Consider the following 17764-nt stretch of genomic DNA (forward strand, 5'->3'; position numbering starts at 1 on the left):
TTCAATCGTCTTTCGCGCACCGGAATCCGTGCGCGAAACTGGCCCATCCGCTGGGATCGCCGTGCATTCTTTCGGCGCAGCGCACCTGGTACCGGAGATTCATCCAGGAGCCGCCGCGGATGACGCGGTACCGGCCCAGGGCCATGCGCACGGTCGGGTCGCAGTCCACCGCGTCGTCGTAGAGGTGCGAGAGCGTCGACGTCCACTCGTAGACGTTGCCGGCCATGTCGGCGCAGCCGAACGGGCTGTCGCCCCGGTCCGAGAAGGCGCCCACCGGCGTCGTGCGCGGCAGCGCCCCCTCACGGGCGCACTCCGCGGCCCACCACTCCTGCCATGCCGCGTACGAGGTGAACGAACGCGCGTGGAACTCCGTGGTGTTGGCGTTCCCCGCGTCCCAGCTGTCGCCCCACGGCCAGATCCTGAACCCGGTCCCGCGCGCCGCGAACTCCCACTCCGCCTCGGTCGGCAGCCGCTTGCCGGCCCACCGGGCGTACGCGCTCGCGTCGCCCCACGAGACGTGGACGACCGGGTGGTCCTCGTATCCGCTCACCGTGAGGCCCGGGCCGCCGGGCGCGTCCCAGCGGGCGCCGGGCTGTTCCACCCAGCCGCCCGCCCCGTAGACGAGGCTGAAGCCGCGCTCCTCCGCGTCGGTCCGGTAGCCGGTCTCCGCGACGAACCTGCCGAACTCGCCGACCGTCACCGGGTACTGGTCGATCCGGTAGGGGGCGACGGTCCGCGCGACGACCGGGGTCTCGTCGGCGAACCACTGGCGCGGGAACGGCTGGTCCGCCTCGTCCAGGAGGTCGAGCATCCGCTGCGGCGAGCCCTGGAGGAACTCACCGCCCGGGACCCGGACCATCCGGCCCGTCGCGATCGTGCTCCCCGTCGCGGTCATGCCGCACGCGCCACGGGGGCGGCGGCCTCCGCCAGCAGCTCCCGCAGGACCTCCCGGTACTCGTCGGCCATCCTCACCACCGTCGCCTCGTCGAAGCGGTCGGTGCGGTACATCAGGTTGCCCATGGCCTCGCCGGAGGGCTCGAAGCTGAGGGTCCACAGGGCGCCGTCCGGGAGCTCGGAGACCACCGGCGCCGACTGCGGCTGCCAGGGGATCTCGGAGAACGCCGGTGTGCCGGCGTCCGGGTCGCCCTCGTCCTCCTCCAGGGCGCGGGCGCGCGGGAACACCTGGAAGGTGACCGGCGCGTGGTCGTCCCGCATCGCGAGGGACATCAGGTCGGGCAGCGCCTCGAAGAGCTGGATCGCGGGGATGTCGTGCGCGTAGGCGTCCAGGCAGGTGGCGCGGGTGCGGCGCAGCAGCTCCCCGACGTCCGCGCACCCGGCGAGGTCGACCCGGAGCGGCAGGAAGTTGAAGAACGAGCCCACGGTGTCGTTGAACTTCCCGTTGGCGCGCCCGGGGGTGTGCGTCGAGACCACGACGTCCGTGGCACCGGTGATCCGGTGGACGAGCCGGTAGTACGCGGCGAGCAGCACCATGAACGGTGAGCAGCAGGCGTCCTTGGCCAGCGCGGTCGCGCCGGAGACGAGGTCCGCGCCGACCGTGAACCGGTAGGCGGCGGTGACGGACGGCAGCCCGGCGGACTTGAGGTGGTCGGTCCTGAGGGCGGTCAGCCGGGCGTCGCGCAGCTTCCGCCGCCAGTGGTCCAGCGATCTGGCCGTCGCCGCGCTCGCCGCCTGCTCCCGCTCCCAGGCGACGAACTCGTGGTACGGCCGTACGGGCGGCAGCCCGGCGTCGGTGCCGTCCTTGCGGGCGGTGTAGTACGCGGCGAGGTCCCGCGCGAGCAGGCGCATCGACATGCCGTCGGTCGCGGTGTGGTGGGTCTGGAGCAGCAGGACCGCGTCGCGGGCGTCGAAGCGGAGGAGCACGGCCCGCAGGTGGGGCAGCTCGTTGATGTCGAGCGTCCCGGCCTCGATCTCGCGGCGCAGTTCCTGCGCCCGCCGCGCCCGCTCCGCGACCGGGACACCGGGGCACTCCCGGACGTCGAGGCGGGGCGGGGTGGCGGGGAAGACCCGCTGGTGGCCGGCGCCCGCCTCGCGGACGATCTGGCTGCGCAGCGGTTCGTGCCGGTCCACCACGTCGGCCAGGGCCCCGCGCAGGTGGTCCGGGTCGACCGGACCGGTCAGCCGCCAGACGCCGACCATGTGGAACCGGGGTCCGAACGGGCCCGACTCGTCGCCCGAGTCGAACATGCGGAGGAACTCCTGGTTGAACGACAGCGGCAGCCGGGTCGTCCCGTCCGCCGTGCTGGATGCGGTCATGCCTGCGTACTCCTACTCCTGTGACGTGCGGGCCGGAGGTGCGTGCTCAGCGGGCGAGGGCGAGCTTTTCGAGGGTCGGGACGATGTCGCTGGGGCTCGGCGACGCCATCAGGTCCATCCGCAGCCGCCCGGCGCCGTCGCGGAACGCCGGGTCGGTCAGGAGCCGGGTGACCTGTTCGCGTATGGCCTCCACGGACGGGCTGCCGAGGTCCATCACCTCGCCCGCGCCGAATCCGGTGATGTAGGCGCCGGTCACCGGCGCGAGCTTGTACCGGGGGTAGGCGATCCGCTCGGACGGCGGCTCGTCCTCCTTCTTCTCGTCGGTCTCCGGGAAGTCCACGACGATCTGCGGGACGCCCACGCAACCGGCGGCGGCCATGGTGCCGATCCCGCCGTGGTGGATGAGGAGTTGGCAGGTCTGCATCAGGTTGTCGAGCGGCAGGTAGTCGACCACCCGGATGTTCGCGGGGAGTTCGCCGGCGTCCGCGAGCTGGCTGGCGTCCAGCGTCGCGACGACCTCGATGTCCAGACCGCCCAGCGCGTCCAGCAGCGTCCGGACGTACGCCCAGTCGGTGGCCGGCACGTACTTGCGTACCGAGAGCCCGAGCGAGAGCGCGACCCGGGGCCGGTCCGGCACGGGGTACAGCCAGTCGGGCATGGCTGTCTGGGCGGTGTGCGGTATCCACCGCATCGGGAGCCGCCGGGTGTCCACGTCGAAGTTCATGCCGCTGGGGACGACGTCGATCGTCCACTGCCCGTAGAGGGTGTCGTGGTCGATCGGGACGTCGTACCGCTCGGCCATCGCCCGGATCGTCTCGACCATGGGGTTGGGCTCGTCGGGGGCGTCCGGGCCCTCGGTCAGCTTCTCGTACAGGTCGAGGAACCAGCCGTTGTAGTCCGTCCCGGACTGCCGGGCGTGCCGGGCGCCGACCGCGCGCGCGGCGACGGCCGCGCCGGGCATGCAGGGGTCCCAGATGACCAGGTCGGGCTGCCAGCTGCGGAAGAAGCCCACCATCCCGTCCATGGCGGGCAGGGGTTCGTCGGGCGAGCCCTGGAAGGGGGTGAAGTCCCACATCGCCGGCAGGAAGCCGTGGCAGATGGTGCCCCACTCCATTTCGTTCTCCTCCGGGACGCGCAGTGCCTCGGTGATGCGGGTGACTTCCTTACGGGCCTGCGGCCACGCCCCGGTCGGTCCGGTGGGTTCGGGCATCTCGTCCGCGCCGCACATCTCCTTGAAGGTGAGGCCGGACGCCGTGACCGTGGGGCCGAGCGTGGGGTGGGAGACGACGACGACGTCATGTCCTGCGGCGCGCAGCGCCCAGGCCAGGGGGACGAAGGGGTAGAGGTGGGCGGCCGCGGGCCAGACCGCGAAGGCGACACGCATGGGAGGGCTCCTTACTCGTTTTCTTCGGACGGTTCGGGCGAGGAGCCGATCGGCCGGACGCCGCGCAGGGTCTTGTGGGCGACGAACGCGAGCCCGAGGAAGAGCAGCATGGCCAGCAGCGCGACGGAGGTGGCTCCGGTGTTGAAGGTGTCCCGCGCGGCCGCCAGGACCTGGCTCCCGGCCCGGGCCGGGAGCCGGCCGGCGGCGTCGATCGCGTGGGGAAGGGTCTCGTTGATCGCGGAGGCGGTCTTTCCGGTGACGGATGCGGGGATGTTCACGTGTCCGGCGTAGAAGGCCGTCATGAGGCTGCCGAACACGGCGACGCCGAGCGCGGAGCCGAATTCGCCGCTGATCCCGCTCAGGGAACCGGCCGAACCCGCCCGCTCCTGCGGCACCGCCTGCATGACCAGCTGGCCGCTCAGCACGCCGACGGGGCTGGTCCCCAGCATCACGACGCACAGCCCGCCGATCAGCGTGGCCACCCCGCTCTCCGCGGTCATCCGCGTCAGCACGGCCTCGCCGGTGGCGGCGAGCAGCAGGCCGCCGGTGAGTACCCTGCCGGGCGGGAAGCGCTTCGCGAGCATCGTGGACAGATGCACCCCGAGGATCGCCATCGAGACCGGCAGCACCATCCACAGGGCCGTCTGGAACGCCGAGTAGCCGTCGACCAGTTGGAGGTGCTGGTTGAGCACCAGGCCGTTTCCGCTCTGCACGATCCCGACGAGCAGGAACACCAGCAGCGTCGCGCCGACCGTGCGGACCCGGAAGAACCCCATGTCGACCAGCGGGTCGGCCAGCCGGCGCTGGCGGCGCGCGAAGGCGACGCCGAACGCCAGCCCGACCGCGATGGCCACCAGCGGGAGCACGGACAGGCTGCGGGCCAGCGCGGTCAGGCCCCAGATGGCGGGGAGCATCGTCGCCAGCGACAGGCCCACGCTGACGAGGTCGAGCGGCTGCGCCGAGTCGTCCCGGGACTCGGGCAGGACGAACGGCCCCACCACGAGCAGCAGGACCATCACCGGCACGGCGATGAGGAACGTGGACCCCCACCAGAAGACGCCCAGCAGGAAGCCGCCGACGGTGGGGCCGAGCAGCACGCCGAGCATCGCCGCGGTCGCCATCATCGAGAAGGCGGTGGCCATCTTCTTGGGGTCGGGGAACATCTCCTTGATCAGGGCCATGACGGCCGGCCCGATGGTCGCCCCGGCGATGCCCAGCAGGGCACGCACCACGATGAGGACCGCCGGACTGTGCGAGAGCGCCGCGAGCACCGACAGGACGGCGAACGCGGCGGCACCGATCAGCAGGAGCTTCCGGCGGCCGATCCGGTCGCCCAGGCGTCCGATGGTGACCATGAATCCGACGACGAAGAAGCCGTAGATGTCGATGATCCACAGCGCTTCGAGGTTGCTGAGGGACAGGTCGCTGACCATGTAGGGGATCGCCAGGAAGATGACGCCGAGGTCCAGCATCACCAGCATCATCGGCAGCAGGAGTACGACGAGACCGAGCCACGCCTTCCTTCCGGACGGCCCGGTCTCCTCCCTCGCGGGTTTCTGACTCACGGAAGTGCTCATCATGCTCCTGTACTCAAGGGCTCGTGGTGGTTGCCCGGTCGGGCGGACTCGTGTGCGCGGATCGTCAGGGGGACGGCCGGGGTGTAGTGGACGTCGCCGTACGCCATGACCTTGACCAGCGCCCAGGACGCGGCCGGGTCCGTGCCGTGCGGCACGCGCACCGGATAGGCGAGATCGGTCCGGGCGCCGGGGCCGAGGGCGAACGTCCGCGTCCACGGACCGGCGAACTCCCAGGTGCCGTACGGGGTGATGAGCTGGGCCTCACCGCGCACCTCGTCCAGGCTGTGGCTGGTCAGCCGGACCCGCAGCTCGCCGTCTCCCCCGGCGTCGACCACCAGCTCCGGGGTCAGGCTCTCGACGCTCAGCCGCCCCTCCTCGCCGGGGGCGCCCATCCGGACGGTGGCGACGTCCTCGACCGGCGGGCAGCCCTCGCCGGCCAGCCGGGCCGTGAGGTGCCGGATGCCCGGGGGCGCGCCCTCCTCGGGGCGCAGCAGCACGTCGAAGCACCGGTGGTCGTCGTCCAGGTCGAAGCGCAGGTCGTCCGGCGCGCTCGCGGTCACGCCCGGCGGGAGGGTCAGTTCCACGGTGCCGGACGCCGTGCCGACGGCGGAGACCGTCACCCGCACGGTCACCGGACCGGTGAGGTCGATGTCCCGGGGCTCCACGTACACGGTGGCCGGCTGGTGGCCCAGCGGGGCGGCGCCCTTGTTGTGGAGCCAGTACCGGGCGAACACCGGTGCGTCCGGCCCGGTGCCGGACCTGGCCGGTCGCACCTGGTCCGGTACGGCGGGCAGGGCCGTCGCGGTGACGGTCGCAGCCGGGCCGAGGGCGAGGCGGAGTGTGCCGTCGTCGGTGTCCAGGGGTGCGCGCGGCTGTTCGTGGAGGTCGGCCTCGGCGCCGTCGTGGAGCGGGACGAAGGAGTGGACGCGGGCCCGCGTGGCGCGGCCGCGGGTCTCGTAGCAGCGGAGGGTGATTCCGGCGCCCGGGTCGCCGTGCCGGGGCTTGAGCGCCGTGACCACCACGTTGTCGGGTTCGGCCCGGAGCAGGCTCGCGGAGGCGGGCAGCTCGCCGTCGTGGGAGTCGGTGAGCCGGGTCAGGAAGCGGCTGTTGTAGGCGTGGCCGGCCCGTACGAAGCCGGCGTCCCGCCAGTCCCCGGCGCCGCTGACGAGGGCGTATGCGAAGGTGTGGCTCCAGTGCTGGAGGGCGAAGCTCGATCCGTCGGGGGCGGTGCGCTGCGGCGGCTCGATCCAGGTCCCGGCCGGCCATCCGCTGCACGCCCGCAGCAGGGACAGGCAGAGCGTCCCGTCGGGCTCGACCACGACTCCGGGGGTGCCCCGGTGGAGCACCGCCGCCGAGTGGTCCTCCAGCATCTCGTCGGCGGGGACGGCGTCGGGGGCCCCGGGCTGCTCGATCCAGATCTCCGCGCCGGACAGTCCGGCGACGAGGTCCGCGACGGCGCCCGCGAGGGCCGGGCCGTCGTGTCCGGCGACGACGAGGACGGGCAGGTCGCGTGCGCCGCGCAGATCGGTGCCCGGCGCCCACATCTCCGTACGGGAACGGGTCGCCGGCACCCAGAGGCAGGCCGTGCCGTGCTCCTTCAGCAGGGCGTCGAGCCGGTCGGTGTACCAGTCACCGGCCGCCGCGAGGACGCGGGCCGTGAAGGCGTTCTCGGCGGGCCCGCCCACGCTCACCCGGACGTCGGGGAGGTTGGAGTCGACGTCGAGCGAGCCGTACCGGGAGCCGTCCGGGCGCGAGGTGGTCGCCGTGACGCCCTGCTGGGCGAGGGCGGCGACCAGGGCGCGCACCGCCGCGTCCTGGTCCTCACCGCGCCCGTGGTGCGCGACGACCTCGGCGACGCCGATCGCCTGCGTGGCGACGGGGACGCCGTGGCTTTCGAGCACGACGCGTGCGGCGGAGGAGAGGCCCGCCCAGTTGTACGCGGGGCTGTCGAGCGCGTACGGATGCTCGGCGACGTCGAGCTGGGACGAGCCGAAGGTGCGGCCGATGACGGCGTTGCCCACCTCGTACACCGGCCGGGCGCCCGCGATGTCCAGCGGGAAGCGGACGCGCAGCAGCCGGTCCTGGCCGCTCGCGCCGTCGACGCGGGTCCGGAACTCCAGGCGGTCGAGCCCGTGGAGGAGCGTGACCTCGGTGGTGATGCGGAGGTCCCCGATGCGGCACGCCGAGACCAGGCGCAGGCCGGCCGGGGACGTCTCGACGTGCACCTCGGCCGGTGCCTCGGCCGGGGTGCGGCGGTGGCCGGTCGGGACGATGTGCCACGGTCCTTTGCCGAACGCCGGGTGGTCGGGGTACTCGTCGTCCAGGACAGGACCGGCCGCCTCACCGGGCCGCAGCAGCTCCTTGCCGGTGCGCTTGTCCAGGACGCGGGTCAGCGCACCGCCGCGCGCCGGGTCCGCCTCGACGAGGAAGGCGTCGTTCTCCGCGCGGTGGCCCTCGGTCCGTTGCCAGCCCTCCTCGGCCGGGGCCGCCGCGTCCACGAGGCGGAACACCCGGTGGCCGGTGGCGGGGACGCGGGCGGCCACGAACGACAGGGTGACCGTGGCGAGTGCGCCGCCGGGGTGCCGGGAGACGCCCGTGGCGACGGCGGGGACCTCCTGGCCCTCGGTGTCGAGCACCCGCACTCCGGCCGGGCCGTTCTCGGGGAGGCGGACGGTGACGGTGGCGAGGTCGGTGCGCTCCCAGGACTGGGTGTTCACGACGAGCAGCGGGCGCCCGGCGCCCCGGGTGTCCGTGCGCCCGGCCAGGTGGGCCAGGGCCTCGTCGCGCACCCCGGCCCCCAGCTCGTACGCCTCCCGCCAGCCGGCCGCGAGGTCGAGGTAGACCTGGTCGGAGGTGACGCCGGTGATCCCGTCGTGGTGCGCGCCGAAGAACAGCTGCCGCCAGGCTTTGTCGATGGCCCCTTCCGGGTAGGGCGCGCCGAGGACGGAGGCGAGCGTGGACAGCTTCTCCGCGTCCAGGACCGCCGTCTCGGCGGCGCGCTGGGCCTGCTTGATGTCGATGTACGAGACGTCCTTGCCGGGGTAGACCGGGTTCATGTCGCGGGACTGCGGGGTGAACGCGATGTGGTCCCGGTCCGCGTCCTCCCGTACCCGGGCGAAGAACTCGCCGGGCAGCGCGACGACGAACCGGGGCCAGACGTACCGCTCGTTCCAGTGGCGGTGGATCTCGGTCGTCCAGCGGCCGGGGGCCACGTGGTTGTAGCCGACCGGCAGGAGCACGTTGCGGGTGGACGCCACCCGTTTCAGGGTCCGGAACTGGTGGTACGCCTCGTCCTCCGCCTCGGCGAGGGTGTCCACCTCGTTGAGCCGCCATCCGGCGGGGTAGTGGTGGGCGAGGTAGCAGGCCGGCAGCCCCGTGCCGTCCGGCCCGATCCACTCGATCTCGCTGGCGAACTGCATCCCGGTGTCGTCGCCGCCGGTCACCTGCGGCCCCCACTGGTGGAACGGGCCGCGCGCGAAGGCCAGTTCGGTGAGCCCGGCGTCGGCCATCAGGGACGGGAACGCGGGGTCGTGCCCGAACACGTCGAGCATCCATCCGGTACGCGGTTCACCGCCGATCAGGCCGCGCTGGAAGCGCACCCCGTGGGCGATGTTGCGGATGGTGGCTTCCAGGCTCGTCAGGTTGGTGTTCGGCTCGTTGTACATGCCGCCCACCAGTTCGATCCGCCCCTCGGCGATGAACCGGCGCAGGTCCGCCCGGTCCTCCGGGCAGACGTCCCAGTACGGCTTGAGGTAGTCGAACTCGGCGAGGACGAACTTGTAGTCCGGGTCCCGGCGGGCGAAGTCGAGATGGGCCCGTACGAGGTCGAAGGCGGCGGCCTGGTGGGGCTTGCGGAGCTTCTGCGCCTCGGCCGGCTGGGAGTCCCACTCGGAGAGGTAGCCGGCCTGGGTGTTCCACCAGAACGGGTCGTAGTGGAAGTGCGGGACCATGAACATGGTCCACCCCGGGGCGGCCGCGACGAGTTCGGCGGTCGTCTCCCGGCGCCGGCCCCCCGCCTCGACGGACACCGTCACCGCGAGGCGCGTTCCCTCCTCGGTGCCGGGGCCGACGGCGACCGGCACGTCGAGGACGCGTTCCTCGCCCGGCCGCATCCCCGTCACGACCACGGGCCGGGGCGTGGTCACCCGTGCGCCCTCGATCCGGACGGTGACCGGCTCGTCCTCGCGTACGGACTCCGCCCCGCGGTTGGTCAGGGTCACGCGCTGCACCTGGAGCGGATGCCGCTCCGAACCCACGAAGAGTTCGGTCGAAACCACCTGGTCGATGTCCACGAAAATCTCCGGCCTTCGCGCCCCGTTGAGCTCGGTCGTCCAACGTCCTCGGCGGCGCCGCCGGATGTCATCTCCCCGGTTGCGCTGCACGCCCCCGCAGGCCGTTCCGCCGCGTCGGCCACCCCGGCGGGCAACCAGGAAGATGCGCGCGCCCGGGCGGCCCGGCACGGTGGCGGCCGGACGTCATCCACGGGTGCCACGGCCTCACGGCCGCCAACAGAAGGGTCGGACGATGAAGCCGCTGGGAATTCCAGGTGCCTGGACCGAGGAGAAGAAGCTGTTCCGCGACGACCGCGGCAGCTTCCACGAGTGGTTCCGGAACGACGCGCTGCACACCGCGACCGGCCGGGAGATGGACGTCCGTCAGGCCAACTGCGCGGTGTCGCGGAAGGGCGTCCTGCGCGGCATCCACTTCACCGAGAACCCGCCGGGCCAGGCCAAGTACGTCACCTGTCTGCGGGGTGCGGTGGTCGGCGCGGTCGTGGACATCAGGGTCGGCTCCCCGACCTTCGGCCAGTGGCGTACGGCGGAACTGGACGACACCAACTGCGCCGCGCTGTACGTCTCCGAGGGCCTGGGCTTCGGCTTCATGGCCGTCAGCGACGAGGCAACGGTCATCTACCTCAGCTCCGCCACGTACGACCCGAAGCGGGAACACGGCCTGGACCCGCTCGATCCGGAGCTGGGCATCCAGTGGCCCGCGGACATCACGCCCGTCGTCTCCGACCGGGACGCGAGCGCACCGGGCCTGGCCCGCGCCGGAGAGCTCGGGCTGCTCCCCGTCTACTCCGATTGAGCAACGAGCGACCCCCAGGAGGGCCCCATGGCACTGACCCCGCACGAGCGTGAAGCGTTTCTCGCCGAGCCGCACATCGGCGCCCTGTCCGTCGCCCTCGAACCGGGGCGGGCCCCGCTCACCGTCCCGATCTGGTACGCCTACGAGCCCGGCGGGGAGCTGTGGATCCTCACGGCCACCGGCTGCCCCAAGCACCGGGCGATCGAGGCGTCCGGACGGTTCTCGCTCATGGTGCAGCGCACCGAGCCGACGACCCGTTACGTCACGGTGGAGGGGCCGGTCGTCGCCGTGGTGCCGGGCAGGGAGGAGGAGCTGCGGCGCGAGCTGGCCAAGCGCTATCTCCCCGCCGACCAGGTGGAGGGCTACCTCGCCATGGCCCGCGAGGTGTACTCCGCCAGCGACCAGATCCGGATCCGTCCGGAGCGCTGGCTCTCCGCCGACTTCGGGGGCCCCGGGGCGCGGCTGTCCGCCGAGGAGGTGCGCGCCGCGCTCGGCGACGTCTGGTCCGACGCGGTGGGGGTCCGCCCGCGCGACGAGGACGACTTCTTCGGGCTGGGCGGCGGGTCCATGGAGCTGGTCATGCTGCTGATGGCGGTGGAGGACCGCCTCGGGGTGAACATGTCGATGGACGAGCTCTTCACGGACGAGTTCACGTTCGGCGCGAGCGTGGCCGCCGTCACCCGGGCCCTGGACGCTCCTCGGTGACCAGGTTCCTGCTCCTCGCCCACGGCACGCGCGGTGACGTCGATCCGTTCGTCGCGCTGGCCGGCGTCCTCGTCCGGCGGCACCAGGACGTCACCGTCCTCACGCACGCCCCGTACGGGGAGGCCGTCGCGGCCACGGGGGCGGACTTCCGGGCGGTGGACGACGCGGCGGGCTACGCGCGCCATCTGCGACGCGCCCGGGACCTGCTGGGCGGGCGGCACCTGCTGGGCGGGCGGCACCACACCCGCGTCGCCGACTACTACGGCGACGCGGACCTCTTCCTGGACCGGGTGTCCGTGGCCGGCGGCTTCGGGCAGATCCGGCGCGAGGCCGAGGCGATGGCCGGTGCCGGCGGCGACACCGTGGTGGTCGGCCGGCTGACCTCGTGCCTGTCCGGGCTGATGGCGGCCGAGCTGACGGGCAGCCCGGTCTGCCAGGTCTCGCTGTCCCCCTTCCAGTCGTTGACCGCCCCGATGACCGCGCTGCACCTGGCGCGGTCGGCCGGGACCGGACTCAACGCCGTCCGGGCCGGCCTCGGACTCCCCCCGGTCACCGGCTGGTCGCGGTGGCTCCAGCGGGCGGACCTGACCGTCGGCCTCTGGCCCCGGTGGTTCGACGCGGCGGGACCGGCGTCCCCCGGCCCGCTGGTGCTGACCGGCTTCCCGCTCGGGGACCGTGCCGCCGGGGAGACCCGGCGCGCCCCGGTCCCGGACGCCGGCCGGGAGGACGTCGTCGTGGTCACCGGCGGCACGGGCCGGATGCTGCACCCCGCCTTCTACACCTCGGCCGTCGCCGGACTGGCCGCGGCCGGACGGCGTGGCATCGTCGTCACCCCGCACGCCGACCTGGTCCCCCGCGTGCTGCCGCCCGGGGTGGTGCACCGGACCTCGCTGCCCTTCGCGGACGTCCTGCCGCGCGTGGCCGGTGTCGTGCACCACGGCGGCATGGGCACCCTCGCCCGGGCCCTCGCCTCGGGCACCCCCCAACTGCTGCTCGCGGACGGCGCGGACCGCCCGGACAACGGCGCCCGGCTGGAACGCCTGGGCCTCGCCCGGAGCCTCGAAGCGCACGACTGGTCCGCCGGGACGGTCGGACGCGAGATCGCCCGGCTGGGCCCGGCGGGCACGCAGGACCTGATGAACGGTCCGGACCCCGTGGAGCTGCTGGCGGACCGGGTCGTGGCGCTCGCCGGCCGGGCGCGGGCGAAGAGCGCGGAAGGGTGGGCGGTCCGGTGAAGGTGCTGCTGGCGCAGAACATGTACTACCTGCCGTCGCACGGCGGGGCCAACAAGTCGAACCGGCTGATCATGGAGCGGCTCGCCGGGCGCGGCCACGCATGCCATGTGGTCGCTCCGGTGACGGGGCGGCTGAGCCACATCGGCCCGGACCGGATGCCCGGCTACCTCGCCGAACGCGGGGGCGAGGTCCTCGAACACACCGACCGGATACTCCGGTACCGGCACGAGGGCGTCACCGTGCACGGGGTCCTGCGCGCCCAGGACCTGCCGCGCACGGTGATGGACGTGGCGGAGGACCTCGGGGCCGACTGGACGCTCGTCCCCTCCGACGACCCGGGCATGATGATGCTCTCGGCGGCGCTGCGGTCGACGGAGCGCGTCCTCTATCTCGTACACACGCTTCAGCAGCTGCCGTTCGGGCCGCGTTCGTTCCGGCCCAGCAGGGCGGCGACGGCGATGATCGGGCGGTCGGCCGGGCTGGTGTCGGTGAGCCGGGCGGCGCGGGAGTACGTGGAGCGGTGGGCGGGTCTCGACTCCGAGCTGATCTACCCCGACATCTACTCCTGTGCGCCGGTCCGCGAACCGCGGCCCGCCGAGCAGACGTACGTCACCCTCGTGAATCCGTGCGGCTACAAGGGGATCGACGTCTTCCTCGCCCTGGCGGATGCCCTGCCGCACGTGCCGTTCCTCGCCGTGGAGAGCTGGGGCATGACCGACCGGGACCGTGCGGCGCTCGCCGCCCGGGCGAACGTCGTCGTGCACCCGGGCGCCGACGACATGGAGCAGGTGTACGGGCGCACCAAGGTGCTGCTCATGCCGTCGTTGTGGGACGAGACCTTCGGCTACTGCAGTGTGGAGGCCATGCTGCGCGGCATCCCGGTGCTGGCGGCCGACGTCGGCGGATTGCGTGAGGCGAAGCTCGGGGTGGGCGATCTGCTTCCCGTGCGGCCCATCACGCGCTACCCGGGCGCCGGGCCCGTGGCCCTTCCGGACGCCGAGATCCCCGCGCAGGACGTGGGGCCGTGGCTGGACGCGCTGCGGGGCCTGCTGGACGACGAGGAGGACTACGGGCGGCTGTCCCGGGAGTCCCGCCGGGCGGCGCGCGGGTTCGTGGACGGTCTGGACCCGGACGCGATCGAGGCGTACCTGACGCGGCTCAGTACCCCAGCGCCTCGTTGACGGCGGCGCCGACGGCCCGGGCGGGTCCCGGCTCCATCATCTCCGTGTGGCGGCCGTCGACGCTGCGGGCGAGGACGCGGCCGCCGACGAACGGCTGCCAGGACCGCCGGGCGGGGCCGCCCGGTGCGGAGGGTTCGAGGCTGAGCGCGTCACCGTCGAACACCCTGCTGACCGGTGTCCGGTACAGGTGCTCGTTGGTGCGGTAGACCTCGTACACCGCTGTGAGCGCCGGTTCCGTCAGGCGGCGCATGGGGTGCCCGGTCCGTACGAGATGGGCGCTGAGGGACGCGTAGTCCAGGGGGAGGCGGCAGAGGCGCGCCAGTCCGGCGTCCAGTTCGTCCACGCCGGGCGGCAGCAGCATGGCCCGCAGGATCTCCTCGGGGCCGGGCAGCGGCTCGGGCCCGGGCGGCGAGGTGCTGACGAGCGCCAGGAGGCCGACGTGCTCGCCCTGGGCGCGGAGCCGGCACGCGATCTCGAAGGCCAGCCGGCCGCCCACGCACCAGCCGAGCAGCCGGTACGGCCCTGCGGGCTGGACCCGGCGGATCTGCTCGGTGTAGTCCGCCGCCATCTCATCGAGCGAGGACGGCAGCCCGTCCGCCGTCACCAGGCCGCGCGCCTGGACGGCGTGGACCGGCACCCGCGCGTCGAGATGCGGCAGCAGGCCGGCGTACGGCAGTCCGAAGCCGCTGCCGGGGTGGACGCAGAACAGGGGCGCACCGCTGCCGCCGCGCCGCAGCGGCAGCATCACGTTCCGGTCGGCGGTGGGCCGTTGGGTGGGTGCCGTCATCTCGTCTCCCCGGGAAAAGTCCCCCCAGGCTCCCCGCCGGTGTTTCCGGATGTCATCCTCCCGATTGCGGACGCACACCCCCGGCGCATTCCGCGCGGGCCGGAAAAGGCGGCGCAACCGGGAAGATGACACGCCTGGCGCCGACGCGAATTCTGGGTGCGCAGAAATCGCGCCGGTTGGCCCGCCCTTCGCCGCACGCGACGCCGAGGCGCCGGCAAAGGAGGCTTTGTGTACCCCGCGAATCGCTCCCCCGAGCCGATCCGGATCAGGCTCGCGTCCACTTTCACCGCCGACCCGCTCGCCGATGTACTGGAATTCTGGGGCGACGAACTGGGAGGGGAACTGGAAGCCGCATTCGCGCCCTACGGGCAGGTGTTCCAGGAGCTCCTGGCCTCCCAGGACGAACCGGAATCCGCCCGTCCGGCCGCCCGGGTGCTCCTCCTGCGCCTCGACGACTGGCTGGCCGAGGGCACCCGCCTCGCCGCATCGGTGGCCGATCTCGCGGCGGCCGTGCGCACGACGGCCGCGCGCGGCGGCAGCCCGGTCATCGTGCTGATGTGCCCCTCCCCGCCGGGCGCGCCCGACGCCGTACGGGCCGCCGAGGACCAGCTCGTCGCCGCCCTGCACGGGGTGCCACGGGTCCAGGTCGTCTCCTCGGCCCGGGTCCTGTCCGGCTTCCCGGACAGCGGCTGGCACGCCCCGTACACCGACCGGCTCGGCGCGGTCCCCTACACCGAGGCCGCGTTCGCCGCGCTCGGGACGGTGGTCGCGCGGGCCGTCCACGCCTGGGTGGCGCCCCGGCCGAAGGTGATCGCGGTGGACTGCGACAACACCCTCTGGGACGGCGAGATCGCCGAGGGCGGCATCACCGTGCCGCCCGCCCGCCGGGAGCTGCAACGGATGCTGGTGGACCAGACGCGCGCCGGCCGCCTGGTCTGTCTGTGCACCCGCAACGACGAGGCGGACGTCCTCGGCGTGCTCCGGGACCACCCCGACATGGTCCTGCGGCCCGAGCACGTGATCGCGGTCCGGGCCAACTGGCGGCCCAAGTCGGAGAACCTGCGCTCGCTGGCCGGCGAACTGGACCTGGGCCTCGACACCTTCGTGTTCCTGGACGACGACCCGCTGCAAGTGGCGGAGGTGCGCGCCGCGACCCCCGAGGTCACCGCGCTGCACCTGCCCGCCGACGCCGGAGCGGCCGCCGCGTTCCTGACCCACTGCTGGCCGCTCGACGCGCCGCAGGTGACCGCCGAGGACGCCCGCCGGACGGCCAGCTACCGGGACAACCACCGCCGCGAGGAGGTGCGCCGGCGGTCGGCGACGCTCGCGGACTTCCTGGACCGCCTCGAACTGGTGGTGACCGTACGCCCTCTCGCCGCGCCCGAGCTGGACCGGGCGGCCCAGCTGACCCAGCGCACCACCCAGTTCAACCTCGGCGGCGTCCGGCGCACGGCCGGGGAGATCGCCGCCCTCGCCGACCGGGGCACGGAATGCCTGGTGGTCGATGTCCGGGACCGCTTCGGCACCTACGGCATCGTGGGCCTCATGCTCTTCGACGCCCGTGACGGGGCGCTGTGCGTGGACACGTTCCTGCTGAGCTGCCGTTCGACCGGACGCGGCGTCGAGCACCGGATGCTCGCCCACCTGGGCCGGCTCGCCGAGGAACGCGGGCTGGCCGAACTCCGGCTGCCGTACGTGCCCACCGCCCGCAACGTCCCGGCCGCCGACTTCCTGGAGGAGGCCGGGGGCAGCTGGGAGGCGTCCGAGGACGGGCGCCGCGTCCGTGTGCTCTCCGCCGGACGGGCCGCCGGGGCCCGGCACGCGCCGGACCGGGGGACGCCGGACCGGGGCACGTCCGCCCGTAAGGCGCCGGACCGTCCCGCGCCGAGCGGCCGCCCCGCGCACCGGGACGCGGCGGAGCTGGTCCACCGCACCGCCGAGGAGCTGGCGACCCCGGCCCAGGTCGTCGCCGCGATGCGGGCCCGGCGGACGGACGCCGGCCGGCACGCGGTGGCCGGGTCCGGCGCCGTACCCCCGCGCACCCCGCTCGAAGCGCGCGTGCTGCGGCGCTGGGAGGAACTGCTCTCGCCCCGGCCGCTCTCGGTGCACGACGACTTCTTCGCACTCGACGGCGACTCGTTGAAGGTCGTCCAGTTCCTGGGCTGGGTGTACGAGGAATTCGGCGTCGAACTCCCCGTCGGCGCCTGGTCCGAGGGCTCGCTGACGGCGGCCGACGCGGCGGCGGCGATCGAGGAAGCGCTTCACCCGGCACCCGTCCCGGCCTCGTAAACCCCGCGGCACTTCCCCGCTCCGGAGCACGGCAATCCAAGAGATGACCCGCCCGCCGCCGTGGGATGGGATAGGCGTTCGGTGGGCGGCCTCTGCCCATCCGGACGCATTCCGGTCCGGGACCGGAAGCGACTACGGAAGGCAGTGGATCGTGAAGGCACTGGTACTGGCGGGCGGTTCCGGAGTACGCCTCCGGCCCTTCACCTACTCGACCCCGAAAGCGCTCATTCCCCTCGCGAACAAACCGGCTCTGGAATATGTCGTCGCCCATCTCCGGGATCTCGGCGCGCGGGACATCTGTCTGGTCGTCGGCGACTGGGCGGACACCATCGCGGAGGCCATGGGCGACGGCTCCCGCTTCGGGGTGCGCCTCACCTACCTGCGGCAGGAGCAGCCGCTCGGCCTGGCGCACGCGGTGCGCACGGCCCGCCCGTTCCTGCGCGACGACGACTTCCTGCTGCATCTCGGGGACAACGTGTTCCCGGACGGCGCGGCCGGCATCGTCGAGGAGTTCCGGCGGGCCCGCCCGGCCGCGGGGCTCGTGGTGCAGCAGGTCGCGGACCCGCGCGCCTACGGGGTGGCGGAGGTGGCGGCGGACGGCGCGGTGCTGCGGGTCGCGGAGAAGCCGGCGCAGCCGCGTACCGACCTCGCCGTGCTCGGCCTGTACTACCTCACCGCCGCCGTCCACGAGGCGATCGGCTCCATCGCGCCGAGCGCCCGGGGCGAGCTGGAGATCACGGACGCGATCCAGTGGCTCATCGACCGGGGACGGACGGTCGAGGCGAGGCGGTACAGCGGCTTCTGGAAGGACATCGGCCGCTCCGACGACGTCCTCGCGTGCAACCGCCGGCTCCTGGACGACCTCGTCCCGGCCGTCGACGGGCACATCGACCCGGCGAGCGAGATCCGCGGCCGGGTCGTCATCGAACCCGGCGCCCGGGTGGTCCGCTCCCGCGTCCACGGCCCCGCGGTCATCGGCGCCGGCACCCTCGTCGAGGACAGCTGGATCGGCCCGGGGACCTCCGTCGGGCGCGACTGCACCGTGCGCGCCACGCACCTGTCCGACTCGATCGTCCTCCAGGGTGCCCATGTCCACACCCCGCGCGGCCTGTACGGGTCGCTCGTCGGCCGGTACGCCACCGTCGGCCCGGCGGAGCCGGACGAACCGGCCCACCGCCTCGTGGTCGGCGACCACGCGCGCGTCGAAATCATCGCGGCATGAGGGCCGGCCCCTCCGAAGCGCC

Annotated in this window: 12 protein-coding genes and 1 pseudogene; 7 read left to right on the top strand and 6 right to left on the bottom strand. The window is 73.4% G+C overall.

Annotated features, from left to right (window positions below; genetic code table 11):
- Position 1: 1 nt before the first annotated feature.
- From OG867_RS32060 to OG867_RS32080, 5 genes are read right to left on the bottom strand one after another with little or no spacing between them, the layout of a single operon-like run.
- Positions 2-895 (bottom strand): formylglycine-generating enzyme family protein, encoded by an 894-nt coding sequence (locus tag OG867_RS32060; RefSeq protein WP_328904621.1) that lies wholly within the window; start codon positions 893-895, stop codon positions 2-4.
- Positions 892-2274 carry a condensation domain-containing protein gene (locus OG867_RS32065; RefSeq protein ID WP_331720349.1) on the bottom strand — a complete coding sequence of 461 codons (1383 nt, stop codon included), beginning with the start codon at positions 2272-2274 and terminating at the stop codon, positions 892-894. Before OG867_RS32065 ends, OG867_RS32060 begins: the two co-directional genes overlap by 4 nt.
- Positions 2275-2320: 46 nt before the next feature.
- Positions 2321-3658, bottom strand: coding sequence for a nucleotide disphospho-sugar-binding domain-containing protein (locus tag OG867_RS32070; protein WP_331720350.1), 1338 nt, complete (start codon positions 3656-3658; stop codon positions 2321-2323).
- Positions 3659-3669: 11 nt separating this feature from the next.
- Positions 3670-5223: an MFS transporter gene (locus tag OG867_RS32075; RefSeq protein ID WP_406281325.1), complete on the bottom strand. Its 1554-nt coding sequence runs from the start codon at positions 5221-5223 to the stop codon at positions 3670-3672.
- Between the two features lie 11 nt (positions 5224-5234).
- Positions 5235-9527 (bottom strand): glycoside hydrolase family 38 C-terminal domain-containing protein, encoded by a 4293-nt coding sequence (locus OG867_RS32080; RefSeq protein ID WP_331720352.1) that lies wholly within the window; start codon positions 9525-9527, stop codon positions 5235-5237.
- A 232-nt stretch (positions 9528-9759) separates the two neighbouring features.
- Here OG867_RS32080 and OG867_RS32085 point away from each other — a divergent pair, with 232 nt between their 5' ends.
- The 5 genes and pseudogenes from OG867_RS32085 to OG867_RS32105 all read left to right on the top strand — a co-directional run bounded on the left by OG867_RS32085 (position 9760) and on the right by OG867_RS32105 (position 13444).
- Positions 9760-10323 (top strand): dTDP-4-dehydrorhamnose 3,5-epimerase, encoded by a 564-nt coding sequence (locus OG867_RS32085; RefSeq protein WP_331720353.1) that lies wholly within the window; start codon positions 9760-9762, stop codon positions 10321-10323.
- A 27-nt stretch (positions 10324-10350) separates the two neighbouring features.
- Positions 10351-10770 (top strand): annotated as a pseudogene (locus OG867_RS32090) (pyridoxamine 5'-phosphate oxidase family protein); the annotation flags it as partial.
- Between the two features lie 30 nt (positions 10771-10800).
- A complete protein-coding gene (locus tag OG867_RS32095) occupies positions 10801-11028 on the top strand; it encodes an acyl carrier protein (protein WP_331720456.1) in 228 nt (75 codons plus the stop codon).
- Complete coding sequence (locus tag OG867_RS32100) at positions 11025-12263, top strand: glycosyltransferase (protein ID WP_331720354.1); 1239 nt, start codon at positions 11025-11027, stop codon at positions 12261-12263. The genes OG867_RS32095 and OG867_RS32100 overlap by 4 nt, the downstream gene beginning before the upstream one ends.
- On the top strand, positions 12260-13444 hold the full coding sequence (locus OG867_RS32105) for a glycosyltransferase family 4 protein (protein ID WP_406281331.1): 1185 nt from the start codon (positions 12260-12262) through the stop codon (positions 13442-13444). Before OG867_RS32100 ends, OG867_RS32105 begins: the two co-directional genes overlap by 4 nt.
- Here the strand turns inward: OG867_RS32105 and OG867_RS32110 are convergent.
- Positions 13422-14231 carry a thioesterase domain-containing protein gene (locus OG867_RS32110; protein WP_331720356.1) on the bottom strand — a complete coding sequence of 270 codons (810 nt, stop codon included), beginning with the start codon at positions 14229-14231 and terminating at the stop codon, positions 13422-13424. The genes OG867_RS32105 and OG867_RS32110 overlap by 23 nt on opposite strands.
- 228 nt (positions 14232-14459) lie before the next feature.
- Here OG867_RS32110 and OG867_RS32115 point away from each other — a divergent pair, with 228 nt between their 5' ends.
- Both OG867_RS32115 and OG867_RS32120 read left to right on the top strand, forming a co-directional pair.
- Entirely contained in the window at positions 14460-16520 is a 2061-nt protein-coding gene (locus OG867_RS32115; RefSeq protein WP_331720357.1) for an HAD-IIIC family phosphatase, read from the top strand.
- A 151-nt stretch (positions 16521-16671) separates the two neighbouring features.
- Positions 16672-17742, top strand: coding sequence for a glucose-1-phosphate thymidylyltransferase (locus OG867_RS32120; RefSeq protein ID WP_328904631.1), 1071 nt, complete (start codon positions 16672-16674; stop codon positions 17740-17742).
- Positions 17743-17764: the final 22 nt, after the last annotated feature.

Source organism: Streptomyces sp. NBC_00209, assembly GCF_045206345.1.
Classification (GTDB): domain Bacteria; phylum Actinomycetota; class Actinomycetes; order Streptomycetales; family Streptomycetaceae; genus Streptomyces.

Bases quoted from the DNA above. Each gene is read 5' to 3' on its own strand.
- OG867_RS32110 (WP_331720356.1), bottom strand. From the start codon at position 14,231: ATGACGGCACCCACCCAACGGCCCACCGCCGACCGGAACGTGATGCTG.
- OG867_RS32065 (WP_331720349.1), bottom strand. From the start codon at position 2,274: ATGACCGCATCCAGCACGGCGGACGGGACGACCCGGCTGCCGCTGTCG.
- OG867_RS32070 (WP_331720350.1), bottom strand. From the start codon at position 3,658: ATGCGTGTCGCCTTCGCGGTCTGGCCCGCGGCCGCCCACCTCTACCCC.
- OG867_RS32085 (WP_331720353.1), top strand. From the start codon at position 9,760: ATGAAGCCGCTGGGAATTCCAGGTGCCTGGACCGAGGAGAAGAAGCTG.
- OG867_RS32060 (WP_328904621.1), bottom strand. From the start codon at position 895: ATGACCGCGACGGGGAGCACGATCGCGACGGGCCGGATGGTCCGGGTC.